At 65.8% G+C, this 23,902-nt stretch carries 21 protein-coding genes and 2 tRNA genes; 11 read left to right on the top strand and 12 right to left on the bottom strand.

What is annotated here, in order from left to right:
- Positions 1–46 precede the first annotated feature (46 nt).
- From BSF38_RS03755 to BSF38_RS03725, 4 genes are all read right to left on the bottom strand, one after another.
- Positions 47–787 (bottom strand): 5-oxoprolinase subunit PxpA, encoded by a 741-nt coding sequence (locus BSF38_RS03755; RefSeq protein WP_076343521.1) that lies wholly within the window; start codon positions 785–787, stop codon positions 47–49.
- Positions 774–1,427 (bottom strand): 5-oxoprolinase subunit B family protein, encoded by a 654-nt coding sequence (locus tag BSF38_RS03750; RefSeq protein WP_076343520.1) that lies wholly within the window; start codon positions 1,425–1,427, stop codon positions 774–776. Before BSF38_RS03750 ends, BSF38_RS03755 begins: the two co-directional genes overlap by 14 nt.
- A 1,271-nt stretch (positions 1,428–2,698) precedes the next feature.
- Entirely contained in the window at positions 2,699–4,213 is a 1,515-nt protein-coding gene (locus BSF38_RS03730; protein WP_083712672.1) for a glycosyltransferase family 39 protein, read from the bottom strand.
- Positions 4,210–5,484, bottom strand: coding sequence for a glycosyltransferase family 39 protein (locus BSF38_RS03725; RefSeq protein ID WP_076343515.1), 1,275 nt, complete (start codon positions 5,482–5,484; stop codon positions 4,210–4,212). The genes BSF38_RS03730 and BSF38_RS03725 overlap by 4 nt, the downstream gene beginning before the upstream one ends.
- A gap of 143 nt (positions 5,485–5,627) precedes the next feature.
- On the opposite strand from BSF38_RS03725, the gene BSF38_RS03720 reads away from it, so the two are divergent.
- Both BSF38_RS03720 and BSF38_RS03715 read left to right on the top strand, forming a co-directional pair.
- Entirely contained in the window at positions 5,628–6,437 is an 810-nt protein-coding gene (locus BSF38_RS03720; RefSeq protein ID WP_076343514.1) for an enoyl-ACP reductase FabI, read from the top strand.
- Entirely contained in the window at positions 6,430–6,873 is a 444-nt protein-coding gene (locus tag BSF38_RS03715) for a (deoxy)nucleoside triphosphate pyrophosphohydrolase (protein WP_076343513.1), read from the top strand. Before BSF38_RS03720 ends, BSF38_RS03715 begins: the two co-directional genes overlap by 8 nt.
- A 211-nt stretch (positions 6,874–7,084) precedes the next feature.
- On the opposite strand, the gene BSF38_RS03710 is transcribed toward BSF38_RS03715, so the two are convergent.
- From BSF38_RS03710 to BSF38_RS03695, 4 genes are all read right to left on the bottom strand, one after another.
- Positions 7,085–7,699, bottom strand: coding sequence for an ATP-dependent Clp protease proteolytic subunit (locus tag BSF38_RS03710; RefSeq protein WP_076343512.1), 615 nt, complete (start codon positions 7,697–7,699; stop codon positions 7,085–7,087).
- A gap of 181 nt (positions 7,700–7,880) precedes the next feature.
- Positions 7,881–8,573, bottom strand: coding sequence for a ClpP family protease (locus tag BSF38_RS03705; protein WP_076343511.1), 693 nt, complete (start codon positions 8,571–8,573; stop codon positions 7,881–7,883).
- 120 nt (positions 8,574–8,693) lie between these two features.
- Positions 8,694–10,172: a trigger factor gene (gene tig / locus BSF38_RS03700; RefSeq protein WP_076350574.1), complete on the bottom strand. Its 1,479-nt coding sequence runs from the start codon at positions 10,170–10,172 to the stop codon at positions 8,694–8,696.
- Positions 10,173–10,275: 103 nt separating this feature from the next.
- Positions 10,276–10,347, bottom strand: a tRNA-Gly gene (locus BSF38_RS03695).
- Positions 10,348–10,654: 307 nt separating this feature from the next.
- Here BSF38_RS03695 and BSF38_RS03690 point away from each other — a divergent pair.
- Together BSF38_RS03690 and BSF38_RS03685 are read left to right on the top strand one after the other, a co-directional pair.
- Entirely contained in the window at positions 10,655–11,254 is a 600-nt protein-coding gene (locus tag BSF38_RS03690; RefSeq protein WP_076343510.1) for an FHA domain-containing protein, read from the top strand.
- A gap of 295 nt (positions 11,255–11,549) precedes the next feature.
- Positions 11,550–12,377 (top strand): S24 family peptidase, encoded by an 828-nt coding sequence (locus BSF38_RS03685; protein WP_076343509.1) that lies wholly within the window; start codon positions 11,550–11,552, stop codon positions 12,375–12,377.
- Between the two features lie 16 nt (positions 12,378–12,393).
- On the opposite strand, the gene BSF38_RS03680 is transcribed toward BSF38_RS03685, so the two are convergent.
- On the bottom strand, positions 12,394–12,777 hold the full coding sequence (locus tag BSF38_RS03680) for a P-II family nitrogen regulator (RefSeq protein ID WP_083712671.1): 384 nt from the start codon (positions 12,775–12,777) through the stop codon (positions 12,394–12,396).
- A 171-nt stretch (positions 12,778–12,948) separates the two neighbouring features.
- On the opposite strand from BSF38_RS03680, the gene BSF38_RS03675 reads away from it, so the two are divergent.
- Positions 12,949–13,677 carry a hypothetical protein gene (locus tag BSF38_RS03675; RefSeq protein ID WP_076343508.1) on the top strand — a complete coding sequence of 243 codons (729 nt, stop codon included), beginning with the start codon at positions 12,949–12,951 and terminating at the stop codon, positions 13,675–13,677.
- Positions 13,678–13,795: 118 nt separating this feature from the next.
- Here the strand turns inward: BSF38_RS03675 and BSF38_RS03670 are convergent, their stop codons facing one another.
- Positions 13,796–14,008, bottom strand: a complete 213-nt coding sequence (locus BSF38_RS03670) for a carbon storage regulator (RefSeq protein WP_076343507.1) — start codon at positions 14,006–14,008, stop codon at positions 13,796–13,798.
- 259 nt (positions 14,009–14,267) lie between these two features.
- On the opposite strand from BSF38_RS03670, the gene BSF38_RS03665 reads away from it, so the two are divergent.
- The 4 genes from BSF38_RS03665 to BSF38_RS03650 all read left to right on the top strand — a co-directional run bounded on the left by BSF38_RS03665 (position 14,268) and on the right by BSF38_RS03650 (position 18,228).
- A complete protein-coding gene (locus BSF38_RS03665) occupies positions 14,268–15,872 on the top strand; it encodes a DUF1570 domain-containing protein (RefSeq protein WP_076343506.1) in 1,605 nt (534 codons plus the stop codon).
- Positions 15,863–15,937, top strand: a tRNA-Pro gene (locus tag BSF38_RS03660). Before BSF38_RS03665 ends, BSF38_RS03660 begins: the two co-directional genes overlap by 10 nt.
- A 580-nt stretch (positions 15,938–16,517) precedes the next feature.
- Positions 16,518–17,267 (top strand): PEP-CTERM sorting domain-containing protein, encoded by a 750-nt coding sequence (locus tag BSF38_RS03655; protein WP_076343505.1) that lies wholly within the window; start codon positions 16,518–16,520, stop codon positions 17,265–17,267.
- Positions 17,268–17,355: 88 nt separating this feature from the next.
- Positions 17,356–18,228 carry a sterol desaturase family protein gene (locus BSF38_RS03650; RefSeq protein ID WP_099091942.1) on the top strand — a complete coding sequence of 291 codons (873 nt, stop codon included), beginning with the start codon at positions 17,356–17,358 and terminating at the stop codon, positions 18,226–18,228.
- Here the strand turns inward: BSF38_RS03650 and BSF38_RS03645 are convergent.
- Complete coding sequence (locus BSF38_RS03645; RefSeq protein WP_076343504.1) at positions 18,179–20,083, bottom strand: heavy metal translocating P-type ATPase; 1,905 nt, start codon at positions 20,081–20,083, stop codon at positions 18,179–18,181. The two genes, BSF38_RS03650 and BSF38_RS03645, sit on opposite strands and share 50 nt — an antisense overlap.
- Positions 20,084–20,356: 273 nt before the next feature.
- Between BSF38_RS03645 and BSF38_RS32340 the strand changes: the two genes are divergently transcribed.
- The gene (locus BSF38_RS32340; protein WP_257787842.1) at positions 20,357–20,485 is read left to right on the top strand and encodes a hypothetical protein; all 129 of its coding nucleotides are present in this window, start codon (positions 20,357–20,359) and stop codon (positions 20,483–20,485) included.
- A gap of 255 nt (positions 20,486–20,740) precedes the next feature.
- Here BSF38_RS32340 and BSF38_RS03640 read toward each other — a convergent pair whose 3' ends face one another.
- Positions 20,741–21,055: a plasmid stabilization protein gene (locus tag BSF38_RS03640; RefSeq protein WP_076343503.1), complete on the bottom strand. Its 315-nt coding sequence runs from the start codon at positions 21,053–21,055 to the stop codon at positions 20,741–20,743.
- 400 nt (positions 21,056–21,455) lie between these two features.
- Here BSF38_RS03640 and BSF38_RS03635 point away from each other — a divergent pair, with 400 nt between their 5' ends.
- Positions 21,456–23,831, top strand: a complete 2,376-nt coding sequence (locus BSF38_RS03635) for a DUF1592 domain-containing protein (protein WP_076343502.1) — start codon at positions 21,456–21,458, stop codon at positions 23,829–23,831.
- Positions 23,832–23,902: the final 71 nt, after the last annotated feature.

The raw sequence follows: 23,902 nt of genomic DNA, 5'->3' as shown, positions 1-23,902 counted from the left end.
ACGTTTCGACTCCACAATTCGGGTTGGACGTTCTTGTGGACGCCCCTCAACCCAGGAAGGAGCGGATGACGATCCCCTGGCTCTGAACGATCGCCCGCAGGCGGTCGGCGACGGCCAGGGCGGACGGCTCGTCGCCGTGGATGCAAAGCGTCGCCACGCGGGCGTCGGCCAAGAGCGCCCGGACGTTCGCCGCGACTTCGTCGGGATCGGACAGCACCGCGCCCGGCTCGTCGCGCGGGGTCAGCGAGCCGTCGGGCTTGTATCGGCGGTCGGGAAACGCCTCGGCGACGTACCGCAGGCCGGCGGAATGGGCCAGGGTCTCCAGCAACGTGCCGGGCTGGCCGAGCAGCGGCAGGCCCCACTGGGCGACCGCCTTGATCAGCCCCCGGGCGATCTCCTCCTGGCGCTGGGCCTGGTTGTAGAGGGCGCCGTGCGGCTTCACGAACCGGATCGGCACGCCCAGGTCGCGGCCGAGGCGGTCAAGATCGGCCACCTGATCGAGAACCAGCAGTTCGACATCCTCGGTCGAGAGGTCTTGCTCGCGACGGCCGAAACCCTCGCGGTCCCGGTAGCCGGGGTGGGCGCCCACGACCACCCCGCGCTCGGCGGCGGCTTGCAGCGTGTGGCGGATCGCGTCCGGGTCTCCCGCGTGCACTCCGCAGCAAACGCTCGCCGAGCTGACGCGATCGAGCAGGGCGAGGTCGTTCGGGAAGCCTTCGCCGAGATCGGCGTTCAGGTCGATCGAGCGGCGAGCGACGGCGGCGGTCTGGCGTTCAGAGTCGTTCATGGAGCCTCGCCTCGTATTCGTGTCGATCGATCGGTTGAAACCGGATCGCGTCGCCGGCGCGGATCGGGAACCGGCCGGCTTCGGGGTCGGCGATCCGCAACGGCGTCCGCCCAAGAAGATGCCAGCCGCCGGGCGATTTCGACGGGTAAATCCCCGTCTGGCGGCCGGCGATCGCGACCGAGCCGGCGGCGACTTCGAGCCGGGGCTCGGCCCGTCTGGCCAACCCCGAAAGCTCGCGCGGCAGGTAGCCCGCGTACGGAAAGGCCGGCAGGAAGCCGACAGCGAACACATGGTAATCGCGGCCCGCGTGGCGGTCGATCACCTCGTCCCTGCTCAGGCTGAGCGTCGACGCGACGTGTGCCAGGTCGGGGCCGTCGTACAGAACCGGGACGACGTGCCGCGCGCCGGCCTCGGCGTCGTGGATTCGCGGTTCGAGGGTGCGGAGCGCGCGTTCGAGCGAATCGAGATCACAACGCTCCGGGTCGGTGAACACGGCCGTCGAGCGGTAGGCGAGGACGACATCGTCAACCCCTTGGAACGCGCGGTTGCGGACGGTCGCCGCCCAGGCTCGGGCCGCGTCCTCGGTCGGGAACCGGGCCAGGAACGCCCGGTCGCCAAGAGGCTCCAGGTCGAGAACCACGTCGAACCTCCGCCGAAACGGCCCTCAAGTTGCACGAGCGACGGTCGCCGATAGAATGAAGCGTACGCCCTCGGACGACGACTCGGGAAGAGAGACGAGGTGGATCATGCTCTGCGCCGCGCTCTTGCTGGCAAGCTGCCTGACGAACGCCTCGGAGCCCCAGGCCGGCAAGCCGGAGCCTCCCAAAGCCCCGGATGCGGCCGTCGCCGACCGCCTGACGCTGCGCGACGGCGGAGTTGCGCGGGGACTCGTCACGTCGGCCGTGCCCGGCGCGCGCGGGGGCGTCGAGATGTTGGTCCGTCGCGATTGGGCCGAGGCGAACCTGCCGTCCTGGTTCAAGACCTGGGACCGCGCCGCCCGATCCGCCGCCAAACCGGCCCTCGCCCAGCGCAAGAGCCGGCTCAAGGCGTGGCGTCAGGAACGCGCGGCGAACGCTCCACAAAACGACCCGATCGTCGCCTGGATCGACCAGGAGCTGATCCGGCTCGACGACGCGAAGTCCAGCGCGCAGACGCCGCTGCTGGCCGTTCGCGTCCCTCGCTCCGACGTCCGCGAGCTGGTCCGCCAGCCGAAATCGAGCGGCCGGCTGCTGGCCCTGGGCTGGCTTTGTGGGCTGAAGGACGTCGAGGCGACGCCGATCGCCGACCTCCAGCTCTCCCTCGAAGGCCGAGGTTTCCTGACCGAAGGCGACGCGTTGCCGTCGCTCGACCGCATGCTGCCGGTCGTCTCCGAACCCGACGCGCGATGGATGGCCCGCCGCGCGGCGACCGAGCTGGCCATCGATCCCGACCTCCGGTTCATCCGCTATCAGGGCCTGCTTTTGCCCGACACCAAGCTCGGCCAGCCGCTCGCGGTCGGCGGGCTCGACGCCTCGGCGGCGATCGGCGAGATCGCCAAGCTGCTCGACCCCAACGCCGCGCAGGCCGATCCGCTGGCCCCGGCCCTTGAGAAGATCGCCGCGAGGGGCCGGTCGGGCGCGGCCGTCACCCGGCTGGAGATCGCGCCCGACATGAGCCACGTCACGGTCGAGTCGGCCCTCTGGGTTCGCGGCCCTCGGGGATGGATCGCCTGGGGATCGAGGACGGCGACCGTCCGGCCCGAGGACGTCGACGTCGGCGTCGAGCAGAACATCGCCGGCGACCCCCAGGTCCAGGCGGCCTTCGACATCGTCGAAAAGCTCGGTCTGGGCGCGATCGCGGGCGACCTCAAGCAGCGAAGCATCAAGATCGGCGCCGCCACCTCCAAGGCCCTCGGCATCGCCCGGGCTGAATTCAATCAGGAGCTGGACGCGCTGGCTCTGCCGGTGCTGGAGCAGGCGCCGGAGCCCGCGCCGGCAGTTGGAGGGACGCAGCCGCAAGGCGGTAAAACCGCAACGGCCCGATCCGGTGCTGATCCACGCCCGTGACGAAGGGCTGCAACCGCTCTTGAAGGCTCGGGGAAATCTCGCGGGAAGGTCCCCCGCCGACCAGCAGGTAAACTTCCTGGCGAGGCAGCTTGCGAAGCGCCTCGAGTTCGCTCTCGTCGAACGGAACGATGGGACAGGCCCTCTCAAGGTAGTAGCGAGCCGTTACCATCTCGACGTTCGGCTCGACGTCCGAGGCCGTCATGACGGTGATCTTCACACGAGGCGGTTGGGCCTGGAAGAAGGCGAGCGTCTCCGAGAACGAGCGCCAGTCCGCCTTCAACTGGGGGTCGTAAACGATGGTCCTCAGCGTGACGACGGCCACGCACGCGAGCCCGAGTCCCAACGTCCATCGGCTCAACGGCGGAATACGAGAGAGGGCCTGCGCGATGAGCACCAGGTAGGCCGGGGCGCAGAACAGCGTGTAGCGGGCCGGACCGAAGATCGGGCTGGCGATCCACGAATAGGCGAAAAGGATCGTCGGAGGCAGGACGAGCCAGAGCGCCAGGCAGGCCGGCGCGACCCATTCCCGCATCGTCCGATCCGCGACCCCACGGCGGTACAGGCCGAACGCGATGAGGGCGACGATCACGACGTAGACGGTCGAGTCGCCGCCAGTAAAGCCGATCGGCGTGGCCAGCAGAAACTTGATCGGCAGCCGGCCCGATAGGAACTCAGGCGCGTGGTCGAAGTAAAACCGTAGCCACGGAGCGGTGACGATCAAGGCACCGAGATGGACCGCCAGCCACGCCTTCCACGACCCGAAGAACGCGCGAACGTCCAGGGCCGAGGCCAGCGCCAGGGTCCCGAGCATCAAGAGCCCGAGCGGGTGCGTGAACAGCATCGCGACCAGGCAAGCCGCGTAGGCCATCGTCTTCCATCGTGCCGGCGTCCGCCGACGCCAGAACAGCAACACCCAGCAAAGGGTGGTGAGCATCGTCAGCAGGGCGTACATCCGCACTTCGCGCGAATAATAGACCAGGAGCGGGCTGAACGCTCCCAGGAACGACGCCCAGACGCCCGTCGATCGGTCGAACGCGAGCCGGCCGAGCCCGTACAGCAGCACGACCGTCGCCACGCCGAAGCCGACGCTCAACGCGCGCCCCGCGATTTCCGAAGTCCCGAAGACGGCGAGCCAGTCTTGAAGGATCAGCGGATGCAACGGCGCTCGCGTGGCGTCGATCTGGAACAGCAGCGCGAACAGCCCGGCGATCGAGGGCGTCTCCGCCAGCCGCATGGTCACGACCTCGTCGTACCAGAAGCTGAGCCGGCCGAGCTGCCAGACGCGGAGGACCGTCGCCGCGATCACGATCAGCACGAGCGCCGACGCTTCGAGCACGCGCCGGCACGGGGAACTCGATGGCTCGACGTCGGCTGAATTCATGGCGTCCGCTCGCGTTCCGGCCGTCGCGGCGGCCGACGCTGGTCGTCGAGGTAGTCGAGCAGGTCGTTCTTAAGATCGCCATGGGTGTCGAACGGGCGGGCCCGGCTTTTCGGCATGACGAACTGGTTCCAGCCGATGTCCGACGCCTGGCCGACGATGAACACGAGCGCGAGGAAGATCGTCGCCCCGACGTGCGTGAGCCGCCCGACGGCGGCGATGCCCTCGGCCAGCAGCAGGTGGTAGGTCGGCACGAGCGAGAGGATCAACCGGCCGTGGAACGGATACTGACGGAGGGCCGAGGCAGCCAGCGAAAAGACCAGGGGGGCCAGCAGCAGAAACAACCCGCCTCGCCAGCGTCGGCCGAGCGACACGCAGCCGACGACCGCCAGCCCGGACGCCAAAACCGCCGTGACGGCCAGCGAGAACGGCGTCAGCAGGCTTCCCGGATTGATGAAGACGTTGGCCAAGGTCTCGGCCACGAACCGGGCGTCGTTCGCGCTGTGCGGCGGGATCGGCAGAAACGCGAAATTCCACCAGACCCAGAGAAAGTCGCGCTTGCTCACGATGATGTGCGAGACCGCGAAGCAGCCGACGAAGCTGATCAGCCAGGCCAGGCAAACGCCCACGGCCAGCGCGACCCCGCGTCCGTCTTTCACCATCGCGCGGCGGGCGATCCAGTGGAACCCGACCCCCGCGAGCACGAAGACGACCGGATACGAGAACCAGGGGGCGACCACGCCGAGCAGGGCGAGGGCCGCGATCCGGCGGGGCGTCGGCCGTTCGGCGTCGCGAGGGATCGCGACCAGAAGGGCCGCCATGGCCAGGACGAGATCGCACGAGTACTGCTTGATCTCGGCCGAATAGTAGATCAAGTGATCGGCCAGGGCGAGGAACCACGCCGCGATCGGCACCGCCCGGCGGTCGACGAAGCGACGGGCGAGCGGGACGACCAGGAGCATCGAGGCCAGCCCGCAGAGCAGCGGAAACAGCCGACCCGCAGCCAGCTCGTCGAGCGGCGACCGCAGCATGAGCCGTTCGACCACCAGAAAGCCCGGCGGCGCAAGCTGGTCCTGGCTGAGAACGTGCCCGAAGTCGAAGATCGGCACGCCGACCAGGTTCTTGAGCAGCGCCTCTTCATCCATGTACAGCGCGCGGAAGCTGGAATACTCCCAGACTCGCAACGCGACGCCCACGGCCACGGCCAAGCAGGTCAGCCGCTCCCAAAGGGCTCGGTTCGTCGGCTCGCCGGCTAGATCGGGTCCCGGTTCCATCACGATCCTCGTACTCCGGACGTCCTCACCAAGAAACTGGACGTTGAGCGGGTGTGCTCGTCCGGTTATTGTACAGTCCTGCGCGCCTTGGTCGATGAGCCAGGGCGATCGAGTGATTTCGACCGATCCGAAAGGGACCACCGATGGGGATGTTTACCGGGAAAAAGGGAATGGTGCTGGGAGTCGCCAACGATTTCAGCATCGCCTGGGCGATCACGCGCAAGCTGCTTGACGAAGGCGCGGAGGTCGGCTTCACCCACCTGCCCGGCGACAAGATGGAGCGGCGCGTGCGGAAGCTGGCCGAGCCGATCGGCGCCAAGCTGATCACCTCGTGCGACGTCCAGAAGGACGAGGACGTGGCCCGGGTCTTCGACGAGGCCAAGGAAACCTACGGCTCGCTCGATTTCGTGCTCCACTCGATCGCCTTCGCCCCGCTCGCGGATCTCAAGTGCGCGTTCGTGGATTCCAGCCGCGAAGGCTTCAAGACGGCGATGGATATCAGCGTCTTCTCGCTGGCCGTCGTCGCCCGCCACGCCGCCCGCGTCATGCCCGACGGGGGCTCGATCCTCACGCTCACCTACTACGGCGGCGAAAAAGTCGTCCCCGGCTACAACATGATGGGCGTCTGCAAGGCCGCGCTCGACGCCTCGGTCAAGTACCTGGCCTACGACCTCGGTCCCAAGAACATCCGGGTCAACGCCGTCTCGGCCGGTCCGGTCAAAACCCTGGCGGCGTCAGCCGTCGGCGATTTCGACCTGCTCTCCGGCCTGTACGTCGCGGTCGCCCCGATGCAGCGCAACGTGACCCGCGAAGAAGTCGGCGGCGCCGGCATGTTCATGCTCTCCGACCTCGCCAGCGGAATCAGCGGCGAGATCCTCCACGTCGATTGCGGCTACAACGTCATGGGCTCGCCCGGCCGCGCCCTCGAAGAAGCCAAAGCCGGTCATGCCTGAGCCCGAATCGTCGGAACACGGCCTGACCCTCGTCGGAATCGGGATCATCCAGCGCGCGGATCAGTTCTTGATCCGCGTGCGTCCCGAGGGGACCGTCTACGCCGGCTACTGGGAATTCCCCGGCGGCAAGTGCGAGCCCGGCGAGACCCCCGAACAGACCACCGCCCGCGAATGCCTCGAAGAGACCGGCCTGGAAGTCGCCGTCCGCAAACCTCGGCGCGTGATCGAACACGTCTACCCGCACGGCCGGGTGAAACTCTTCTTCTTCGACTGCACGCCGATCGACCTCGTGGTCGAACCGGCCGCCGAACACGGCTGCCGCTGGGTGAAGGCCGAGGAATTGCGGCTCTACCGCTTCCCCGAGGCGAACGAGGTGATCATCGAGCAGCTTGTCGCCGAGACCGACGACTCTTCAGATCGCGACGAATTCGATTAGTTCCTCGATCGAAGCGTGCGCGGTGTGCTCACGGTTGCTGGCCAGCCGCCAACGGAGCCGGGCCGAGTCCCGGGCTGGGAGTCGGGGCCGACTTGGACTCAGGCGGCTACAGGCCTCCCAAACGCAAAAAGCCGCCGCGAGCAAGGCCCAGAGGAGCATCTTGCAGAGCGGCGGCTTCATGTGATCAATCTGTCCGGATCGAGGTCCCGGCTCAGATCTTGTCTGGGCTCGGGGCGGGGAAGATCGGGGCGCGGTCGACGACGTTGTCGATCAGACCGTAGTCGCGGGCTTCCTCGGGCGACATGAAGCGGTCGCGGTCGGTGTCTTCCTGAAGCCGTTCAAGCGACTGGCCGGAGTGGCGGCGGTAGATGTCGTTGAGCTGCTTTTTCATGCGGATGAACTCCTCCGCATGAATCAAGATCTCGGTCGCGGTCCCTTCCATGCCGGCGAGCGGCTGGTGGATCATGATCCGGCTGTGGGGCAGGGCGTTGCGCTTGCCCTTGGCCCCGGCCGTCATGAGCAGCGAGCCCATGCTGGCGCACTGGCCGATGCAGTAGGTGGCCACGTCGCACGGAACCCACTGCATGGTGTCGTAGATCGCCATACCGGCCGTCACACTGCCGCCGGGGCTGTTGATATACAGGTGGATGTCGGCCTTGGCGTCTTGATGGGCCAGGACGAGCATCTGGGCGACCACCAGGTTGGCGACGTTGTCGTCGATGGCGGTTCCCAGGATGATGATGCGATCCTGAAGCAAGCGGGAATAAATATCCATCGCTCGCTCTTCGCGACCGCTACGTTCGATGACGATTGGAACCAGTGGCATCGGTGATTGGCCTCTTTGTCAGGAAACGAGCCTGCTCGCCGCGGCGATGTTCGATAGGTCGGGTGTGTGAATGGCCGTGTCGGTCAACGGCCGGCTCGCAACTTCCCCGCTCGGATTCTCGATTGGAATCGGAAGGAGGGGAAGACGCGCGAACAGGGGAGATTGCGAATCCCCCCGAGCCTCACATCGCGCTGGGCGCGGGCGGAGGACTTCCCGACCCCGAAGCGTCGGACGAAGGTCCTCCCATCGAAACGCCGCTGGGGCCTCCAACGCCGACGATCCGGCCGACCACCTCGTCGACGAGCCCGTACTCCTTGGCCTGAATGGCCGTGAGATAGCGGTCGCGCTCGGTGTCCTTGGCGATCCGCTCGATGGGCTGGCCGGTGTGGCGGGCGAGGACCTCGTTGATCACCTGGCGGCTCTTGACGATCTCCTCGGCCTGGATCTCGATGTCGGAGACCTGGCCGCCGACTTGGCCGTAAGGCTGATGGATCATGATCTTCGAGTGGGGCAGCGAATACCGCCGCCCCTTGCTGCCGCCGGCCAGCAGCACCGCGGCGCCCGAGGCGGCCAGGCCGATGCAGTAGGTCGCGATCGGGCACTCGATGAACTGCATCGTGTCGTAGATCGCCAGCGTGCTGCTCACGCTGCCGCCAGGGCTGTTGATATAGAAGCTGATCCCCTGGGTCCGGTTCTCGTACTGGAGATACAAGAACTTCATCACCGCGTTGTTGGCCACGGCGTCGTTGATCACGCCTTCGAGGAAGATGATGCGGTTTTCGAGGAGCAGGTCGCCAAGAGTCATCTGCCTCTGGCGCGCGTAGTCGCGACCGCGTTGCAACATCGGGTCCGCGAGCGGATGGTCAAAGGGCATGGAACGGTCCTTCGCTATCAGCGTCTACAGGATCGAAGAGGCGTCGATCGCCGAAGTTCTATTATACGGCCCTGGCCGCAAGGGCCAGGGCCAGGGCGAAAGCGGAGCGAAGGCCGCCGCTCAACCTTCGGACGACTCGCCCGCCGTCTCGTCGGATTCGGCTTCCGGGGTCGCCGCTTCGTCGAGCGTCTCGACGTCGACCTCGGGCTCGTCGGCCGCGACGTCTTCGTACTCGATCGATTCGAGAATCCGGTCGAGAGCCTTGCGTTCGAGAATCTGGGTCGCCAGCGCGTCGGCCAGGCCCTCTTTCTCGACCCGGGCGCGAACCCGGCGGACGCTCTCGTTGGATTTCTCGGCCATGGCCTCGATTTCCAGCTCCAGATCCTCGTCCTCGATCTTGATCTCCTCGGCCTCGGCGACCTTGGCCAGGACGAAGAACTCCTTGAGCGAGCGGAGCGTCATCTCATGGGCGTTGGCCCGGATCTCGGCCTGGCGGGCGCGGATCTCGTCGGGCGAGAACCCTTCTTGCCGCAACTCCATGGCCAGACGGGAGATCGTGCCTTTCTCCTGACGCGAGACCAGGTCGGCCGGCAGGTCGAACGGGTTCGCCTCGATCAGCTTGTCGAGCACCTGGCGGCGGACGGCGGCCCGCTGCTGGTTGGCGATCCGCCGGTTCAGGGCGTCGCGAACGGCTTCGCGAAGCTCGTCGACGCTGTCGAAGCCGATCGACGTCAAGAACTCCGGATTGACTTCCGGCAGCCGCACCTGCTTGAGGTCGTGGATGACGACCTTGACCTTGACGGTCTTGCCGCGCAGGTCGGGATCAGCGACCGAGGTGCCGAGCTGAGCGTCGACCTCGCGGGACTCGCCGGGCTTGGCACCCGCAAGGGCCTTGCCGACCTCGGGGATTCGGCCGTCCTGGAACCGCAGCTCGGGCTGAAGCCGGAACTGGATTTCCTTGACCTCGTTCAGAACCGTGCCGTCGTCGCGCAAGAAGGTGAGATCGGCGGTCAGGTAGTCGCCGACCTGAGCAGCTCCTTCGAGCTTGGGCACGACCTGGGCGTACCGTTCGAGGAAGCGTTCGAACTGCGAGTCGACGTCCTTATCCGTAACCGTCCGGATGGGACGCTTGACCTTCAGGCCCTTGAACACGGGCGCGGCGAACTCGGGCCGAACCTCGACTTCCATATCGAACGACAGCGGGCCTTCGTCGGGAAGGGAGATGGCCGCAACGTCGAGCTTGGGCTGGGTGATCGGGTTGAGCTGATAGTCGCGGTCGACCTGCTCAAGCGTCTCCATAAGGAGAGTCGACTTGACCTGATCGGAGACCTGCTTACGGAACCGCTTGACCACCAGCGTCTTGGGGGCGCGGCCGGGGCGGAACCCCGGAACTTGCGCTTCCTTCTGGAACGCGCCCAGCGACTCATCGAACTGTCGGTCGATCTCAGCGCGGGGGATGGTGATCTTGACGTGCTTCTTGCAGGCCCCGGCGTCGTCGATCTGGACGTCGATCTCGAGCTTCCGCTTTTCGGGCTCCACGGCGGCTTCCGGCTCGTCGACGGAAACCGACGTCTGATCGCGTTCTTCGCCAGTACTCATGAGCGGCATTTCCTCGGGGGACGTCGGGCTGGGCTGGCTTGACTCGCCAACACGCACCCAACGCGCTCGAGCGAAAGCGGCCAACCCAGATGGCTGATCGAAGAGCGGGAGATGGGATTTGAACCCACGACAACCACGTTGGCAACGTGGTGCTCTACCCCTGAGCTACTCCCGCTAAAAGGCCTTAAAGGCCGTCACCACTTGATCTTTCGCCGTTCGTTTCCAAACCGGCGTCAGTCGACTGGTGAACCAAGTATAAACCCGAGATCGAAGAAAGCAAGCCGAGTTCTCGGATTCGCGTCGCGATCGTCTCGCGGCGGGGTTTCTCGCGGTCCCGGCGCGGAATCGGGATCGCGGGGCTTTCCATTTGCGTGTCCTGGTTTCAGAAGGTAGCTTGAAGTAATCGCAGTTCGCTTTAACACCGTTCTCACACGCGCTTCCGCGATTCCACGGGTCCGCCAGCCAGCCGGGATTGATCCGCGATGAACTACACACTTCAGGTCGTTCGAGGCCGCACCGAGGCCACGTCCCTCAGGCTGATCGAAGGCGTCAACAGCATCGGTCGCCATGACGATTGCCTGATCCGAATCCGCTCCTCCCAGGTAAGCCGCCGGCACTGCGAACTCTTCGAGAACGAGGGCCGGCTGATCATCCGCGACCTGGGAAGCTCCAACGGCACGTTCGTCAACGGCGCGCGGATCGGCGCGCAGCAGGTTCTTAGCCCGGGCGACGTGATCACCGTCGGCGGCGTGGCCCTGCGGATCGACGCCGACGCCGCCCCCGCCGCTAAGAACACCCCCGCCGCCGGCGACACCGCCGAAGTCGAAGCCCTCACCGCGGTCGTCGACGACTTCGAGGTCGGCCTCGACGTCAGCGAGACGGTGTTCGACCAGCCCGCCGACCACCTCGACATCATCCCCCTTGATGACGAACCCGCGCCCGAACCTAAGAAGAAGGCCTCCGCCAAGTCCAAGGCGAAGGAAGAAGCGAGCCAACCGGCCGAACCAACACCCCCCGAGCCGCCGGCGGACGACGCCGTGGCACAATTCCTGATGGACCTGAAGCTCGACGACGAAGATTGACCCATCCCCAACGCCCCCGCGGTTCCGTCGCAGCCCCGTTGCGACATCCACGCCTCGTCGCCGGCGGCCGGCAACGTCCCGCCGGCTCACCCCATCGTGGGAGCGTGATAAAAACCAACGCCTCACCCTTGTTGCCATCCTCTCTTGTTGAACTTTTGCATCTTTGCAACTCACCGATTGATTTTCTTGGCGATTCGCTATAAAAAGCTCTCAGAGACGAACGGTCGTGTCGACTTGTTTGATTCTTTTCTTTTGACAGTCACTTTCGGCTGCACGCGTTCAGGAAACTCATCCCATGGCTCGACGGAAGACCCTTCCTGAGTCGCTCCGCGCCAAACTTGATCTGGCCGAACGGCTCGCGATACTACGACTGGAATTATTCGGTGAGCGTGGCGGTCCCGAGATGGCTCGACGGCTCGGGATTCCGGTGCGCACCTGGTACAACTATGAAGGCGGCGTAACGGTTCCCGCCGAGGTCGTGCTCAAGATCATCGAGTTGACGGCGGTCGAGCCGGGATGGCTGTTGCACGGCAAGGGGGCGAAGTTCCGCAACACGACGCGCGCGGACCGGTCGGAGGCGGGGTCGCAGCCGACGATGATGGTCGGCGCCTTGTTGCGCACGGCGCTTCAGTTGCTGGAAGGCGAGGCGCCTCCGGAACGAGGAGCGGGCGGTGCGCGACTGCTCGAGTCGGAACAGCCGGGCTTGGGCGACGCGTCGAACCGGCTTGAGCCGGGCGGAACGGACGCGGAGGAAGACGAGCACGACACGCTCCGCAGCAACTCCCACGATCGGATGAGCGTCGCCCGATCCGAATGGATCGAAGCGCGACGGGAGAATCGCTGCCTCCACGTCGTCGACGATTCGATGGCTCCGGTCATCGCCGAGGGGGCGTCGATCGCCTACTCGCGAGACCCCGAGGACGCCGTGACCCTCGACGGCAAGATCGTGGTCGTCTGGATCGACCAGGCCCCGTTGATCCGCTGGTATCAGGATTGCGGCCGATACGCTCTGCTGCGCGCCCAGAACCCCGAGGCGAGCCCCTCGCAAACCCTTGTCGACCTCGAGGACGAGCACGACACGCCGAGGTTCCGCCGGGTGCTCTGGATCGAAACGCCGCACTGAGGGCAAGACCGCCGCGTCACCAACTGAGAAAGTCGCCGAGGCAGGGCAACACCAAAATCTTGCCGTCGCCGATCCGTCCCGTCCGCGCCTGGCCGACGATGGCCCGGATCGCCGCCGCGACGTGTTCCTCCTCGACGAAGATCGTCAACTCGACCTTGGGCAGGAACGACGTGTTGTACTCGCTGCCCAGGTAATGGTGGAGCCGGTTCTTCTGCCGGCCGTAGCCCATCGCCTCGCGGACGGTTCCCCCCAGAATCTCGACCGACTCGAGGGCTTCGAGCACCGCCTGGGTGCGAAACGGTTTCACCAGGGCGACGATCTGGACGGGACGGCCCGTCCGGACCGGGTCGCCTTGCGGTTGCGGCTGCGTCTTGGCCTGCGTGTCGTCGCGATCGCCCATGCCCCGTCCCGTCGTTGAAAGCCGGCCGCCAACTGGCGTGGTCCGCGTCTGGAAACTATGATCGAAGCTAACACGATCGCGGTCGCCCGTGAACGCGCTTGGTCCTCCCGATTCGGGAGGGAGTCGGACGGCGGGGCGTCGGGATTCATCCGCAGGCGAGAGGGTTGTTTCATGAAACGCGCGTGGGCGATGTTGGGCGGCATGACGCTGCTGCTGGTGGTTGGCTGCTCCCAGAATTACGACCGTCGGACGGAGCAGACGCTCGATCGGATGTACTACGAGAAGCGGCTCGACGACAACCTCATGCCCCCCGCGGCCAAGGGGAAGCTCGAAGAGCTGTCGATCTACCTGCGCCCTCCCAAGGAACTGGCCGGTCCCACCCAGACCTTCCAGATGACCGTGGTCGAGCCCGGCAAGTTCGACGTCGAATCGACGTTCATCGAACCCGACAAGCAGAGCCTGCACGTCCTCGCCCGGGTCGATCGGCCCAAGGCGGCGGCCAAGAAGACCCCCGCGCCGGCCGACGCCGCCCCCCGCGGCGATTTCAACGAAGAGGTCGTCGACCTGGTCCGCAACGTCTACGGCGCGGAGATCAATCTCGGCCAATTCAAGGAGCAGAAGAAGCAGAACAACACGTTCAAGGCCTATACAGTGAATCTTGAGGCCAAGGAGATCCAGATCTACCTCTACGGCGGCAAGAGCACGCCTCACAAGGTCGCGCTGATCTTCGAGTACCCCAAGGCCGAAAAGAACGCGGTCAGTCCCAAGATCGGCCTGTGCCTCGAATGCTTCGCGGTCGGCGAGGCCGCCAGGTTGGCGTTCGCCGGCGGCGAGGTCGAGGAAAACGCCGACGGTGAAGGGGGCGGCGGGGGCGGAGAAGGGGGCGGTCCGCCGATTTGATCGGTCGGCCGATTCCCCAACGCGAAACATCCCGGCGAGCCTGGTTTACCCAGCCCGCCGGGTTTCGCTATTCGGTGTTTTTTAGAGAAGTTGGGCCGTGGGTCGGTCGGCCGGTTGGCTAGGCGACGACCGAGGCCAGGTCGATGATCGGCTCGTCGGAGAGACCTGGCACCTCTTCATAGCCGTCGACGAGTTCATCCCTCAGGATACGGACGTCACGGGGCGCCTCGATTCCGATTCTCACCTGGTTGCCTTCGAGGCGAATCACGGTGATCCGAATATCTGAACCGATCGTCACGGATTGCATACTCTTGCGGCTCAGCACCAGCATGTCGACCTCCCTGTCTCGTCCCAACCACTCTCACTCAAGTCCGAACTCCCTCGTCGTTTCCTTCCGTCGTCAGAATCGTCGAAGTCCAGTGCTCTGAGCCGACATCGTTTTCCAGCCGGGGCCGGAGCAGGCCCCATCACCCACCCACGGAAGACGAATTCGACGGCCGAGCGTTTCGCGATGACGAGAGCGGCCGATTCCGCTCTAATGCGACCTCGCGAGATCAGTCCTGAGTTCGCTTCAACGCGCGGGGAAGGGCATGAAAGTCGATGTTCCCGGCACCTCGACGGCGGTTCGCTGGCTCCCGGCCCTGGTCGCGGCGTGGTTCTCGCTCGGCGGCGGGGTTCGCGCCGACCTGGTTTATTTTCGAAACGGCGGCGAGATTCAGGCCCCGGTTGCGATGCGGGGCGATTCGATCGTGATCGACCTGGCGGGCGAGGAGTACGTTTTTCCTCCTGAAGACGTCCGCAAGCGGCTGCCCGGCTTCCTCCCTTCCGAGGAATGGAGCGAGCGGGCGGCGCGAGCCCGCGAGGCCGGAGCCGACTCCCGGTTCGCGAACGCCTGGTGGGCTCTCGAAAACGGCCTGACGGACGAAGCGGTCGCCGAGGTGAAGGCGATCCATCAGGCCGCCCCAATGCACGGGCCGGCCGGCCGGATGGCCGCGATGATCGCTCGCCTCGAACCCCCGTGCAACGACCCCGAAATGCCCGGTTTCCGAGGGGCGCTGCGGGTCGCGTTCGAGACCGCCCGAGGTCCGCACGTCCTGCTGCTGCACCAGCACTCCGACGCCGAGGCCGCCGCCCGGGTCGCGCTCCTGGAACGAGTCGTCACAAGCTATTACTTGACGTTCGCCGGCTCGGGGATCGAGCTTCAGGTTCCGAAACGTCGCGTCGTCTTCGCCTGGTTCGCCGACCGGACGGACTACCTCGCCTTCCTGAAATCGCAGGGCGCCGGGGCCTTCGAAACCACGCGCGGTTATTACCATCCGACCTGGAACGCGGTGGTTTCCTACGACGCCCACAGCGCCGAGTCGGATCGTCGCGAGCGGGACGTCTTCGCCGCCCGTCGCGGCGAGCTGAAGCGGTTCCAGACGGTCCTCGACCGCCTGCCGCCGCGAGCCCGGGCGCGCGTGGTGCTCGCGGACGAGCCGGCCCAGACGGTCGGCAAGGCCGACGGCGCGGCTCTGATCGATCGTCTCGAACGCGACGTGCGGCGTCGCGAGCTGCTGCTGGCCGATCGCCGCCTCGCCATGGACGACGGCATCGCCGCGCACGAGACGATCCACCTGCTGGCCGCCGCCAGCGGCCTCCAGCCGCGTCACGACGCCTTTCCGATCTGGCTGCAAGAAGGGCTGGCGATGCAGTTCGAGGTCGTCCGGGGGGGGCGCTGGGCGGGGATCGGCCGCGCCCACGACATCCGCCTCGCCGACTGGCGGAGCCTCAACCCTCCGCCTCCTCTCGAACCGTTGGTCCGCGACAAGGGTTTCGGCCGCGGCTACCAGCGCGACCCGTACGTGCAGGCCTGGGCGCTGGTCTACTTCCTCCGCGCCCGCCGCTCGGCCCAGTTCGTGACCTTCCTCGACCTCCTCCGCAACCCGTCCCCCGCGACCGACGACCACCCCGAAAGCCCGCCAACTCCCTTCGACGCCTTCCGGCGCGCCTTCGGGACCGATCTCGAATCCCTCGAACGCGAGTGGCACGAATTCCTCCGCAACGCCGCAACGCCGCTGGAACTCCACGCCCCCAAAGTGCTTCCGGCCGCCTCCCAGCCCGGCTCGGCCCCCCACAATCGACTTCTCGGGCACGATGCGATTGACAGATCGCCGGGGATCGCTATGATTCATTTCACGCAGTACGGGGCGTAGCTCAGCTTGGCTAGAGCGCACGGTTCGGGATCGTGAGGCCGGAGGTTCAAATCCTCTCGCCCCGACTATTGACGCGAAACAAGCCCCTCGGCTCCAAGCCGAGGGGCTTGTTTCGTTGTTCCGCCGAAAGCTCCACCGACAGGCCATCCGCTCAAACACGGGATTTCGAGATTCAAGCAATCTCGACCCGTGAGCGCGGTTTGCCGCTGAGTCGCAGACGGCTATCCCAACAGGCCGTCGCGATCCTGCCTTCTCCTGCAACGGGAGAAGCGAAGCCGGCCTCGGCCCAACACCACTTCCGATTCAAATTCTAAGCGCGAGCCTCCCTCACGCTCGTCTTCGCCGGTATTCCCGCGTGGAAGTCTTGTCACGGCGAAGCCAGGCTTGTCCCCAGAAGAGGCTGCGCGTTGCGAGAATCGAACGTCGGCGACAAGGGCGTTGTCTCAGCCGCCGTCGTTGACGCTGGAACGCCTCAAACCTGTCGCATATGGGGAACAATCATTTACATGTTTTCAGTCTACACAAACCATGGGATCGTCCCCGCATGACTGGAGCTAGGTTTATTTCATCCATGGTGGACCTCCTGGCTCGGATTGTTGGCGGACCTCCCAGCTCAGGTTGTTCAAACACCCACGAGGAAGCTACATGTCTTGGAAAAAAACGGCCGCGATCGTGATCCCCGCCCTTGCCCTGACGCTCGGCGGCGCCGGTGGTGCTCAGGCCAACTTGGTGTACAACGGCGACTTCGAGTTGACCACCGGCGTTAACAAGCAGTTCGACAGTTTGACGACGGTCCTCGGATGGACTTCCACCAACGGCAACAACGACGCCTACAACTTCATCTACGCTCCCGGGGCGGCGGACACCGTCGGCGCGACCGGCCAGTATGGCAACGTCCAGCTCTGGGGTCCGGGCAACGGCTCGAACAATGGCATGCCCGCCAGCAGCCCGGTCGGCGGCAACTTCATCGCCGCGGACGGTCCTTTCCAGAACGGCGCGATCTCGCAGACCATCAACGGCCTGGTCGTCGGCGACACATACCAGGTCGGTTTCTGGTGGGCGGCCGGTCAGCAGTATGGCTTTACCGGCGACACCACCGAGCAGTGGGAAGTCAAGTTCGGCAGCCAGAGTCAGTCCACCGTCGTCGTGAATAATGTCAGTCATGGTTTCACCGATTGGATGTACCAAACCTTCGACTTCCAGGCGACCAGCACCAGCGAACTGCTCTCCTTCATCTCGCACGGCAGTCCGGTGGGCGTGCCCCCCTTCACGCTGCTGGACGGTGTGACGGTCAACGCCGTGCCGGAGCCTTCGGCCCTGTTGCTCATGGGCGGCGGCATGCTCGGCCTTGGCGTCGCCGGCCTGCGTTGCCGCGGTAAGTCCACCACGGTCTGATCGATGAACCCGTCTTGATCGTGCCAAACACGAACGGGGGAGACGCCGTCCCCCTCGTCCGTCCGATGACCTGTCAGGAAAAAGACATATGTCGCAGCTCATGGGTCCGCAACTTCACGCCTTCCTGATCGACGTCTTCCGGCTCTCCCTTTGGCTGACGATCTTGGTCGTGATCTTCGTGCCGCTGGAGCGGCTTTTCGCCGCCCATCCGCAAAAGATCTTCCGCAAGGGGATCGCCACGGATCTCGGCTACTATTTCCTGAGCAGCCTGGTTCCCGCCCTGCTGCTGAGCGTGCCGGTCGGCCTGCTGGCCTGGGCCGTCCATCGCGCAGTGCCGGGCGGTGTTCTGGCGACGGCAGCCGCCTTGCCGCTCTGGGCGCGCGCGCTCGCCGGGCTGGTGGCGGGCGAGGTCGGCTATTACTGGGGCCATCGCTGGAGCCACGAAATCCCGTACCTCTGGCGGTTCCATTCCATCCACCACAGCGCCGAGGAAGTCGACTTCCTGGTCAACACCCGCGCGCATCCGGTCGACATGGTGTTCGGCCGGTTCTGCGGCCTGGTGCCGATCTATGTGCTGGGCCTGGGCAGTCCGGCGAGTCCGGCGGGGAGCGCGGCGCCCGTCGTGGCCACCCTGATCGGCACGGTGTGGGGCTTCTTCATCCACGCCAATGTGCGGTGGCGGTTCGGGCCGCTGGAATGGCTGATCTCCACTCCCGCGTTCCACCACTGGCACCACACCACCACGCCCGTCAACCGAAATTACGCCTCCACGCTCCCCTGGCTCGACCGGATCTTCGGGACTCATTACCTGCCCCGCAAGGAATGGCCGGCGGCCTACGGGATCAAGGCGAAATTGCCGGATACTCTGGTCGGGCAACTGGCCTATCCGCTGCGCGCGGAGACTCCGACGATCAACCCGCCGGAGGCCGCGTTTGATAGTCGGACAGCGTTCGCGGAGTGACGGCGGCGCGCATGGCGTTGAGCACGGCGAGGACGTCGATCACCTCTTGCGAAATCGCGCCGGCGACCGGCGGCAAGTAGCCGGCGGCCGCGATGAGCATGCCGATCAGGCTCAGGCCCATCCCGCCGACGGCGCTCTGCAACGCGATCGATCGCATCCGCCGTCCGATGTGCAGCAGTTCGTCGACGCGCTCCAGTGAGCTGTCGAGGATGACCACGCCGGCCGCCTCGGCGGTCACGTCGCTCCCCTGACCGAAGGCGATCCCCACGGTCGCGGCCGTCAGCGCCGGGGCGTCGTTGATCCCGTCCCCCATGAAAACCGTGTTGGCCCGACTAGTCTCCTGGCGCACCAGGGCCAGCTTCTGCTCCGGGCTCTGGCTGGAGTAAACCTCGGTGACGCCGACCTTTTCGGCGAGGTAGCGGACCTCGGTTTCGCGATCGCCCGAGACGAGCAGCACGCGATCGAAACCGTGCTGAGGTTTCAGGTGCCGGACGAACGACATGCCCTCCGCGCGCGGTTCGTCGCGGAACCGGAACGTCGCCGCGTAGCGACCATCGATGAGGACGACGCACTCCAGCCCTCCGGAGAGCGGCGGCAGCGGCTCGGCGGCCGTCGGCGATTGAAGGGCGAGCTTCTTCCGGCTGGTCACCTGGATCGTCCGGCCGCCGATCACCCCGCGCAGGCCTTCGCCCGGTCGTTCGCTGACCTCGCCGGCCTCCTGAAGCGGAAGTTTCGCCTCCGCAGCGGCGTCGATCATGGCGGACGCCAGCGGGTGGCGCGAGTAGCGTTCGAGGCTCGCCACGGCCCCGAGGGTTTCATCCTTCGTGAAGCCGTGGGCCGGGAGGATTTCGGTCAGTTTCGGCTGCCCGTAGGTGAGTGTGCCCGTCTTGTCGAAGATGGCGACGCGGCAGGTGTCGATCAATTCGAGCACGGCTGGGTCTTTGATGATGACGCCGCGACGCGCAGCCAGGGAGATCGAGCCGATGATCGCCACCGGAATCGCGATCAACAGAGGGCAGGGGGTCGCGACCACCAGCACAGCCAGAAAGCGCGAGGCGTCGCCGCTGAACGCCCAGGCCAGAACAGCGAGAGCGATCGCCAGCGGCGTGTACACCGCGCCGAGCTGATCGCCGAGGCGCCGCAGTCGGGGCCGTCGCTGTTCCGATTCGCGCATGACCTGCATGATCTTGGCGTATCGCGAATCGACGGCGGTTTTTTCGGCCCGGATCGTCAAGGCGCCGTCGCCGTTGACGGCCCCGGAGAGGACCGCCGAACCCGTCGCCTTGGGCAACAGATACGGCTCGCCCGTCAGATACGACTCGTTCATCGTGCTCCGACCTTCAAGCACGACGCCGTCGACGGGGCAGGTCTCATGCGGGAAGACCACCAGAGCGTCGCCGACCGCGATCTCGGCGAGCGGGACGTCGGCCACATCCCCATCGGTCTTACGATGCGCCAGGGCCGGCAACCGTTTCGCCAGCGCCTCCAGGGCGAACGACGCCCGGCGCACGGCGAACGCCTCCAGCGCCTGCCCGCCCGACAGCATCAGCACGACCAGCGTCCCCGCCAGATACTCGCCGAGAACCACCGACGTCACGATCGAGATCCCGGCGAGCAGGTCGGAGCTGAACTCCCCGCGCACCATGTGGGTCGCCAGATCCACCACCAGCGGGACGCCACACGCCAACGCGACCAGGAGAGGAATCTCCTGCGCCGGCAGTCCGAAGACCGCGCCCGTCGCAGCGACGCCGAACCGCAGCACCAGGTGAATCCCAATCGCCGCCACGGCCATCACGGCGATGACGACCTCTTTTGCGCCGAGAGCCGCGATGACGTCGGACGTCGGTGTTTTCATCTGTGCCGCCAGGGTGTGATCTCCGAAAGAAAAACGAACGGCGGAATTCCCGCCGAGAGGCTGATCCAGAGTAAGGCCCATTATGGGCCGCTGGGATCGTGTCGGCCAGGGAGCCGATCAATCGACTTTGGTACGCGAATTGCTTTTAAGTATCGAGCAGAGGAGCAAAGACGAGCGGGCCGGAGCTACCTCTAGGTTGCTGCGTGCAACCGAATTCCTCCGACCGCCAATTGGTCAACGAACTTATTTCACCTGCTTCAATAGGAGCTTGATATGCAAGCCATTTCACAGGTTCCCATGGTCTTCGCGGCGATCCAGTATTCCCTGCTCTATATGCTTTGCGGCGGTGGGGTCGTCGGAGCGGCCGTAATCTACGGAGTCGCGAAGGCGTTCAACAAATAACGTGACGACGCCGAATCTCCTGCCCGACCACCGGATGAGAGCGTCCCCTGACGGCGTCAACCGCAGTGGGACGCCCGCATTCGCTCATTTCCCTCCCAATTCATCCGCTCATCGGCCCCCCCCCGCCTCGGACCGCCGGCTCAAGGAGTAAGGATTCGCCCAAGTGATCGAGGGCGGAGCCGCCGCAATGCGCGGCCGGCCCGCGTCGAAGGGTCGGCGGGGCCGGGATGAAATAGCAGCTGGGCAGGGTAAACGTTATTCGGAGTGTGCTTCGCGGCTGCGTTTGCGAGTGGCGGCGGCTTTCTTGGCGGAGGCGGAGCGTTCGGCGGGAGTGCGAGCGGCGGAGGCGTCCCCCCCTTTTTCGCCGCCTTTCTTGCTCGATGCGTGGGAGACGGCCTTGCCACGGCCGGAACCCGACTTCTTGCCGCCGCCGGACTCCTTGTTCACGGTCGCCCACGCCCGGCTCTTGGCCTCGGCTTCATCGACGCCGCGCGACTCGTAGCTTTCTTCGATGTGCTTGGCCTGACGTTCTTGCTTGTCTGTGTACTTGGATTTGTCGCCCCTGGGCATGACTGTCTCCTTTCGTTCTCTCGTTGCGTGTGTCAGAACAGGTGTGAATTGGACAGGCGCTCGACTGCGGTCGAGGCGTATCCGCCGGTGCCTCCACGATTCCAATGCGCTGTTCTCTTGCAACAGAGGCGCCGCGAGGAAATCGTTCCAGTGGACCGACGGCCCGAGGCTTGTTTTGTCTGATTGGATGGGGTATAAGAAAGGGTGTACGTTTTCGCGCTGCGGAGTCCGATACAATCGATGGGGCTTGAACGCCTCCGCGAGACCGCGACGACTCCCACCCTTGCTTGCCGCGCCGGAGGTTTCTTCCCCGAGCTTCCGGCTCCGCCCCACCGGCTTTCGAGCGCCGGACGTCCCGGCCTCGGACGATCCTCCAACTCCGTCAAAGGGTTGGCCTGCCATGAATCCTCAGCAGACATCGAAATTCGGCTCGCGCACGCCCTGGCTGGCGGCGGTCTTCTCGTTCGCTCTGACGGCGACGTGGTGCGGATTCGTCCGCGCCGCCGACCCTCCGAAGGGCGAGGCCGTGTATGCGAAGCAATGCCTGGCGTGCCACGGCAAGGCGGGCGAGGGGAGCAAGGAGTACCCGCACGCGCTGGTGGGCGACAAGTCGGTCCAGGAACTCGCCAAGTACATCACCAAGACGATGCCCGAGGACGACCCGGGAACCTGCACGGGCGACGACGCCCAGAAGGTGGCCGAATACATCCACGACGCGTTCTATTCGAATATCGCCCGGGCCCGCAACCAGCCCGCGCGGATCGAGCTGTCGCGGCTGACGGTCCGGCAGTATCAGAACGCCCTGGCCGACCTGATCGGCTGGGTTCGCGGGCCGATGGTCTGGGACGGCCCCAAGGGGTTGCAAGGCGAATACTACAAGACGCACCAGCACTGGAAGAAGGAGAATCGGCTCATCGACCGGGTCGATCCGACCGTCCAGTTCGATTTCGGCGTCAACCTGCCCGGCTCCGACAAGGAGGTCGGGCACCTGTTCTTCGTCCGGTGGCAGGGAGGCGTTCTCGCACCCGAGACCGGCGACTACGAATTCATCGTCCGCACCGAGCACTCGACGAAGCTCTGGGTCAACGACCCCAAGACGCCGCTCATCGATCGCTGGGTCAAGTCGGGCAACGACACCGAGTTCCGCGAGACGATCCGGCTGATCGGCGGCCGGGTCTACCCGATTCGGCTCGAAATGTCGAAGGGCAAGCAGGGGGAGAAAGACGGCAAGAAAGACCCCGACCCGCCGCCGACCAAAGCCTCGATCGCTCTGCTCTGGAAGCAGCCCAAACAGGCCGTCGAGGTCATCCCCCAGCGCAATCTTTCGCCCAAGTGGACCCCCGAGCTGTTCGTGCTCCAGACGCCGTTCCCCCCCGACGACCGAAGCATCGGCTACGAGCGCGGGACGTCGATCTCGAAGGCGTGGGACTCGGCCACGACCGACGCGGCCCTCGAAGCGGCCGGCTACGTCGTCGCGCACATCGAGGAGCTGGCCAAGGTCAAGGCCGACGCGGCCGACCGCGAGGCCAAGCTGAAGGCGTTCTGCGCCGAGTTCGCCGAACGCGCGTTCCGCCGCCCGCTCACCGAAGACCAGCGCAAGGTCCTCGTCGATCGGCAGTTCGGAAAGGGGGGCGATCTGAACGCGGCGGTCAAGCGGTCGGTGATCCTGGTCCTCAAGTCGACCCGGTTCCTTTATCACGAACCCACCGGCTCGCTCGACGCCCACGACGTGGCCGCGCGGCTGTCGTTCGGGCTCTGGGATTCGCTGCCCGACCAACCGCTCCGCGAGGCCGCCGCGGCCGGCAAACTGGCGACCCGCGAGCAAGTCGCCCAGCAGGCCGACCGGATGACCGCCGATCTGCGGACCCGGGGCAAGGTCCGCGAGCTGCTGCTCCAGTGGCTCCGGGTCGATCGCACGGGCGAGATGGCGAAAGACCCCAAACTGTTCCCGAACTTCGACGAGTCGATCGTCTCCGACCTGCGGACCTCGTTGGAGATGTTCCTCGACGACGTGGTATGGGAAGGGGGCTCCGACTACCGGCGGTTCCTCCAGGCGGACGACCTCTACTTGAACGGCCGGCTGGCCCAGTTTTACGGTGCCAAGCTCCCCGCCGACGCCCCGTTTCAGAAAGTGAAGCTCGAAGGCGAGCCGAGGGCGGGGGTGGTGACGCATCCTTATCTGATGGCGAGCTTCGCCTACACGACGGCCAGCTCGCCGATCCACCGAGGCGTATTCGTCACCCGGGGGGTTCTGGGCCGGGTGTTGCAGCCTCCCCCGGAGGCGGTCGCTCCGCTGGCCCCGGATCTGCACGCCGGCCTGACCACGCGCGAGCGGGTCGACCTGCAAACCAGTCCCAAATCGTGCCAGGTGTGCCACACGATGATCAATCCCGTCGGCTTCGCCCTGGAGAACTACGACGCCGTCGGCCGGTTCCGCAAGGAAGAGAAGGGCAAGCCCGTCAACGCGGTCGGCGCCTACCAGTCGAAGACCGGCGAGCTCGCCACGTTCGACGGCCCGAAGGATCTCGCGGCTTATCTGGCGGCCAGCCCGGAGTCGCACTCGGCCTTCGTTCAGCAGATGTTCCACCATCTGGTCAAGCAGCCGCTGAACGCGTTCGGCGGCGACGAGCTGGCGAAATTGACGAAATCGTTCGAGAATCAGAGCTTCAACATCCGCAAGTTGATGGTGGACGTCATGGCCTCCTCGGCCTTGACCCCGCGACAAACCGACCCGAAACCCTCGGGCGGCGCAACGCCCGTCGCTTCGAGCCGCTGACGGCCCGTCGTAATAAGGTATTCCTTTTCATCAGCCCCAACGGCGAACGTCGCCAGGCTCAACACGGAGAC

The organism is Paludisphaera borealis (assembly GCF_001956985.1).
Taxonomy (GTDB): domain Bacteria; phylum Planctomycetota; class Planctomycetia; order Isosphaerales; family Isosphaeraceae; genus Paludisphaera; species Paludisphaera borealis.
This window is presented reverse-complemented; position numbering and strand designations above follow the sequence as displayed.

Excerpts from the sequence above, each read along its gene's own strand:
- BSF38_RS03645 (WP_076343504.1), bottom strand. The coding sequence starts at position 20,083 with ATGAAAACACCGACGTCCGACGTCATCGCGGCTCTCGGCGCAAAAGAG.
- BSF38_RS32340 (WP_257787842.1), top strand. The coding sequence starts at position 20,357 with ATGCAAGCCATTTCACAGGTTCCCATGGTCTTCGCGGCGATCCAGTAT.
- BSF38_RS03675 (WP_076343508.1), top strand. The coding sequence starts at position 12,949 with ATGAAACGCGCGTGGGCGATGTTGGGCGGCATGACGCTGCTGCTGGTG.
- BSF38_RS03715 (WP_076343513.1), top strand. The coding sequence starts at position 6,430 with ATGCCTGAGCCCGAATCGTCGGAACACGGCCTGACCCTCGTCGGAATC.
- BSF38_RS03655 (WP_076343505.1), top strand. The coding sequence starts at position 16,518 with ATGTCTTGGAAAAAAACGGCCGCGATCGTGATCCCCGCCCTTGCCCTG.
- BSF38_RS03755 (WP_076343521.1), bottom strand. The coding sequence starts at position 787 with ATGAACGACTCTGAACGCCAGACCGCCGCCGTCGCTCGCCGCTCGATC.
- BSF38_RS03680 (WP_083712671.1), bottom strand. The coding sequence starts at position 12,777 with ATGGGCGATCGCGACGACACGCAGGCCAAGACGCAGCCGCAACCGCAA.
- BSF38_RS03720 (WP_076343514.1), top strand. The coding sequence starts at position 5,628 with ATGGGGATGTTTACCGGGAAAAAGGGAATGGTGCTGGGAGTCGCCAAC.
- BSF38_RS03690 (WP_076343510.1), top strand. The coding sequence starts at position 10,655 with ATGAACTACACACTTCAGGTCGTTCGAGGCCGCACCGAGGCCACGTCC.
- BSF38_RS03710 (WP_076343512.1), bottom strand. The coding sequence starts at position 7,699 with ATGCCACTGGTTCCAATCGTCATCGAACGTAGCGGTCGCGAAGAGCGA.
- BSF38_RS03650 (WP_099091942.1), top strand. The coding sequence starts at position 17,356 with ATGTCGCAGCTCATGGGTCCGCAACTTCACGCCTTCCTGATCGACGTC.
- BSF38_RS03670 (WP_076343507.1), bottom strand. The coding sequence starts at position 14,008 with ATGCTGGTGCTGAGCCGCAAGAGTATGCAATCCGTGACGATCGGTTCA.
- BSF38_RS03665 (WP_076343506.1), top strand. The coding sequence starts at position 14,268 with ATGAAAGTCGATGTTCCCGGCACCTCGACGGCGGTTCGCTGGCTCCCG.
- BSF38_RS03725 (WP_076343515.1), bottom strand. The coding sequence starts at position 5,484 with ATGGAACCGGGACCCGATCTAGCCGGCGAGCCGACGAACCGAGCCCTT.
- tig (WP_076350574.1), bottom strand. The coding sequence starts at position 10,172 with ATGAGTACTGGCGAAGAACGCGATCAGACGTCGGTTTCCGTCGACGAG.
- BSF38_RS03685 (WP_076343509.1), top strand. The coding sequence starts at position 11,550 with ATGGCTCGACGGAAGACCCTTCCTGAGTCGCTCCGCGCCAAACTTGAT.
- BSF38_RS03705 (WP_076343511.1), bottom strand. The coding sequence starts at position 8,573 with ATGCCCTTTGACCATCCGCTCGCGGACCCGATGTTGCAACGCGGTCGC.
- BSF38_RS03730 (WP_083712672.1), bottom strand. The coding sequence starts at position 4,213 with ATGAATTCAGCCGACGTCGAGCCATCGAGTTCCCCGTGCCGGCGCGTG.
- BSF38_RS03635 (WP_076343502.1), top strand. The coding sequence starts at position 21,456 with ATGAATCCTCAGCAGACATCGAAATTCGGCTCGCGCACGCCCTGGCTG.
- BSF38_RS03640 (WP_076343503.1), bottom strand. The coding sequence starts at position 21,055 with ATGCCCAGGGGCGACAAATCCAAGTACACAGACAAGCAAGAACGTCAG.